The sequence below is a fragment of the Bifidobacterium jacchi genome, from assembly GCF_009078285.1.
Classification (GTDB): domain Bacteria; phylum Actinomycetota; class Actinomycetes; order Actinomycetales; family Bifidobacteriaceae; genus Bifidobacterium; species Bifidobacterium jacchi.
Map to the genome: position 1 here is coordinate 1 of NZ_RQSP01000051.1, position 4,576 is coordinate 4,576.

Here is a 4,576-nt window from a genome sequence, read left to right on the forward strand (position 1 = left end):
GCCGGGGATTGAAGGGGGTGGGGCGTCGGATGCTATGGATGCTTCTGCGGCCTCGTCGTCGGAATCCCTGCCGTTCCCGGTGCCTGAGGCGTTCCTTGTCTCGTTGCCGGTCGGTCTTGAGGGTGCGCTGGTGGCGCAGTATCTATCGGATCTGTTCAGTTTCGATGGCTGGCGCATGCCGCTGTTCGTCGGTGCCGTCGCCAATGCGGTGGGGCTCGACGAGTTCGAGGAGCGATTCTTTGACGACGACCGGCTGTGTCTGTACGGCATGGGGGAGGAGGATGGCGTCTATGATGAACGCTCCACCGGTGTCGTGGTATCCCGCCTGATTCGTGAGGCTTCTTGCGTGCTGGAACTGCCGGTGGTTGGAGCCGGCTGTCTGGCGCGTCATCTGGATGCAGAAGGGGAGTGCCGGTGCCGCGACATTATTCGCGCCATAGCCGGCCGCGATGCGCTGATTTGCGAGGACGCCCATACCGTAAGTCTGACGGAGTTGGTGCACGCGGCGGCCGGCGCGACTTTGCCACGTGTCTGAGTGTGTGCGGATGCAGCACTGCTTGGGATTGGGCGAAGACTGTGATGGGTCGCGCGGCAGATGGGGACACGCCGAAACAAATGCAAATGATAATAATTCTCAATATGTGTTATTCTGTTGTGTTGGTGGCCGGGCGATGATGCAGCAACAGCAGAATCGCCCGGCCTGGCAGTTGAAATAGAGAGGAAACCCAAACCATGTCCATCATGTCCAATGTCAAGCGTGCATTCGCCGTCGCGGCTGCTGCCGCGACCCTGTTCTCGATGACCGCCTGCGGTTCCAGCAACGCCGACAGCAACACCGAGTCCGATTCCAGCACCGCCGCATCCTCCGGCAAAATCGAGGTCGTCGCCTCGATCAACCAGTGGGGTTCGGTGGCCGCCGACCTCGGTGGCGACAACGTCGAAGTCACCAACATCATGACCAAGACCAACGTGGAGGCGCACGACTACGAGCCCACTGCGCAGGACGTCGCCAAGTTCGGCTCCGCGAAGGTCGCCGTGGTCAACGGCGCCGACTACGACCCCTGGGCGTCCAAGGCCGCCGAATCCACCAAAGCCACTCTGGTGGACGCCGCTGAAACCGCCGACATCAAGGAAGGCGACAACCCGCATGTCTGGTTCTCCGCCAAGGTGCGTTCCGCCACCGCCGACGCGATCACCGCCGCCTACCAGAAGGCCGACCCCGACCACAAGGACGACTACGCCAAGCTCAACAAGGACTGGCACGCCAAGGAGGACACGCTCGAATCCAAGATCAAGGAGACCTCCGCCAAGACCGCCGGCCTTCCCTACGCAGCCACCGAGTCCGTGGCGTGGTATCTGGCCGACGACCTCAAGATGACCGACGCCACGCCCACCGGCTACGCCCAGGCATCCGCCAACGAAAGCGAGCCGACCCCGTCCGACATCAAGGCATTCCAGGATGCGCTCAAGGACGGCAAATCCATCAGGATGCTGGTCTTCAACTCGCAGGAGGCCAACTCCACCACCGATCAGATCACCTCCGCCGCCAAGGAGGCAAACGTGCCGATCGTGGAGCTCACCGAGCAGATGCCGGCGGAATACAGCGACCTGCTTGACTGGATGAGCGCGTTGGTGGACCAGTTCGCCAACGCGTGATTCGAGCGACGTCACTGGATGCCAGACGATATCCGGTGACGTCACGACATGCCAGCCGTCGCTCCTCCTCTTCGCGTCGGCGGGCAACGCCGACGACCAGGCACCGGCCTGGGATGCACCATGATTGCGGCACGATTGGTGAAGAAATCATGGAATCCCCGGCCGGTGTCGCCGTCGTTGTCAGCGATGCCGGGAACAATAGTGGCAGATGTCCGGTAAGCAAACTGATGGTGAAGTGCAGGTTATGACCAATACAGCCATAGATGGGGATGAATCGATGATCACCGCCGCGCAGGAGGCGGATACGCGCGGCAACGACGTTCAAGGCATTCACGATGATCGCGATGATCATGACGATCATGACGATCATGATGATCATGACGATCGCGACGAACGCCGCTGGTTCAAATTCCACAGCAAGCCGTTCCCCGGATGGCTGTATGCCGTGTTCTTCATCCTCTTCGACCTCGCCGCCGTGGCCATCATGCAGTGGGGCGTGTCGCAGTCGAGCACGCGCGTCAAGCTGTCCAGTCCCACGGTCGGCTGGGGATTCGTCACCAAGATGTGGACGCAGGGCAACTTCGTGCTCGTGCTCAATCTGCTGCTGTGGGGCGTCATCTATCTGATCGCGCTCATGCTCATCAACTGGTTCTGGATTGCGACGCCGGTGTTTCTTGCCATACCGATGATCCTCGCCGTGATCGAGCATTTCAAGGTGCGCATCCGCTACGAGGCCGTGCTGCCGTCCGATCTGAGCTTCCTCGGCTCGAACAAGGGCAGTCTGCTCAGCTTCATGCCCGCTGGCGCATGGCGCACGATCGTCGGGATGGTCGCGATCTTCCTCGCCGCGGTCGTCGTGTGCTTCCTGCTGTATCGAGTCGATGGCCGTTCAGGCCGCATGGTGCGCTTCGACAACAAGGGCATGGGCATCTGCGTGCGCATGCTGCTGGTGATTCTTCCCGCGCTGTGCTTCGGCGCATACATCTCGCAGGTCAGCACGGTCGGTTCATGGGCGAAGGCCTTTGCCACCGCGCTCGGTGACAAGCCCTCGATGTGGGATTCCGTCTACGATGCCCAGCGCAACGGTCCGATCGTCTCCTTCACCCGTCAGCTCAATCCGCGCATCATGGAGCGGCCGGCGGACTACAGCGAGGAGACGATGGCCAAGCTTGCCGAACGCTATCAGGCCGAGGCGGAGCGCATCAACAAGACCCGCAGCGCCAATATGACCGATTCGACGGTGATCTACGTGCTGTCCGAATCGTTCTCCGACCCCTCGCGCGTGCCCGGACTCAAGGTGAACAAGGATTCCATGCCCAACATCCGCAGGATCAAGAGCGGCACCACGTCCGGCCTTATGCTGTCGTCCGGATACGGCGGCGGCACCGCCAATCTCGAATACATGGGGCTTACCGGCATGAGCATGGCCAACTTCGACTCGTCGCTGACCAGCCCCTACCAGCAGCTCGTGCCCGGCGAGCATTGGACGCCGACCATCAACCAGATGTGGGGCGCCGCAAGATTCTCCGAGGCGTTCCATCCCTACGAGGCGTCGATGTACTCGCGGCAGACCAACTACGCCAAGTTCGGGTTCTCCCACTTCTATACGCTCACCGGCGACGATCAGGGCAACGACATCATCAAATACCAGGACAAGATCGACAAGTCCCCATACGTCTCCGACGCGGCCACCTACCGCAGCGCGCTGGAGGAGATCGCCAAGAGCGATGACAACCAGTTCATCCAGATCATCACGATGCAGAACCACATGCCCTACCACAACTGGTACAAGGACAACGACTTCACCGCCGAGTCCACCGATCCCGCACAGCCGCTGGAGAAGACCGAGACCACATCGATCGAAACCTATCAGAAGGGCGCCAGCATCACCGACGAGGCGACGCAGGACTTCCTCGACCAACTCGACGAGCTCGACAAGCCGATCACGGTCGTCTTCTACGGCGATCATCTGCCCGGCATCTACGAGACGGCCGGCGCGGATGCCAACAACTCGCTCGCCCTGCATCTGACCGACTACTTCATCTGGTCGAACAAGGCATCCGATTCCCGTGGCAGCAACATCGACAACGACGCGTACTCGTCGCCGAACTTCTTCGTCGCGCAGGCGGCCGAGCACATGAACGCGAAGGTGTCGCCCTATCTTGCGTTCCTGACCGACATGCACGAGAGGATATCCGCTATGGAGCCGCCGGTCGTCAACTCCATCCAGGGGTGGGATCGCATCCCCGAAGGCCAGAGCCTGTACCTCGACAGGAACGGCAAGCCGATGGCGGAAAGCGATTTCGATGAGCAGACGCGTCAGCTGCTCGCCGACTACAGACTCATCCAGTACGACATCACCGCGGGGAACAACTATCTCAAGGATTCCGGATTCATGACGCTGCCCGGCCAGTGATCGGCTGTCGCAGCGGTTCAGGCGGTGCCGCAATGATCAGATGAACGCCAGCGCGACCAGCGCGGCGATGTAGACGACTGCGGTCACGATGAACGCCACGTCAAGGCCGCCGACGCGAAGCCTGCGCCAATGCGTGCGCCGCGCGCCTTCCTCGTAGCAGCGTGCGTCGAGCGCCAGACTGAGATGATCCGCATGGCGCAGCGCGCCGACGAACACCGGTACGATGATCGCCGCCATCGCGCGCATCCTGCGCATCGGAGAGCCGGTCTCGATGCCGCCGCCGCGCGCCGACTGCGCGTCGACGATCGATCGCACCTCCGCGCCGAGCGTGGGCAGAAAACGCAGCGCAAGACTCATCACCAACGCCACCTCCTGCGTGTGCATGCCGAAACGACGCAGCGGCGACAGCAGCGAACCGAAGGCGTCGGTCATCGCGGTCGGCGTGGTCGTGGCGAGGAACACCGCGCCAAGAATGATCACCAGCGCGAGACGACATGTGTAGAG

At 61.7% G+C, this 4,576-nt stretch carries 3 protein-coding genes and 1 pseudogene; 3 read left to right on the forward strand and 1 reads right to left on the reverse strand.

Annotated features, from left to right (window positions below):
* The 3 genes and pseudogenes from EHS19_RS09470 to EHS19_RS09480 all read left to right on the forward strand — a co-directional run.
* Positions 1 to 535: pseudogene (locus EHS19_RS09470) on the forward strand (hypothetical protein); the annotation flags it as partial.
* A gap of 197 nt (positions 536 to 732) precedes the next feature.
* The gene (locus EHS19_RS09475) at positions 733 to 1,656 is read left to right on the forward strand and encodes a metal ABC transporter solute-binding protein (RefSeq protein ID WP_151917513.1); all 924 of its coding nucleotides are present in this window, start codon (positions 733 to 735) and stop codon (positions 1,654 to 1,656) included.
* Between the two features lie 244 nt (positions 1,657 to 1,900).
* Positions 1,901 to 4,072: an LTA synthase family protein gene (locus tag EHS19_RS09480; RefSeq protein ID WP_151917514.1), complete on the forward strand. Its 2,172-nt coding sequence runs from the start codon at positions 1,901 to 1,903 to the stop codon at positions 4,070 to 4,072.
* A 36-nt stretch (positions 4,073 to 4,108) separates the two neighbouring features.
* Here the strand turns inward: EHS19_RS09480 and EHS19_RS11465 are convergent.
* Positions 4,109 to 4,576, reverse strand: a 468-nt coding sequence (locus EHS19_RS11465; protein ID WP_241677192.1) for an energy-coupling factor transporter transmembrane component T, incomplete at its 5' end; no start/stop codon positions are given.

What these genes read in the sequence shown, in the direction of transcription:
- EHS19_RS09475 (WP_151917513.1), top strand. Translation starts at nt 733, where the DNA reads ATGTCCATCATGTCCAATGTCAAGCGTGCATTCGCCGTCGCGGCTGCT.
- EHS19_RS09480 (WP_151917514.1), top strand. Translation starts at nt 1,901, where the DNA reads ATGACCAATACAGCCATAGATGGGGATGAATCGATGATCACCGCCGCG.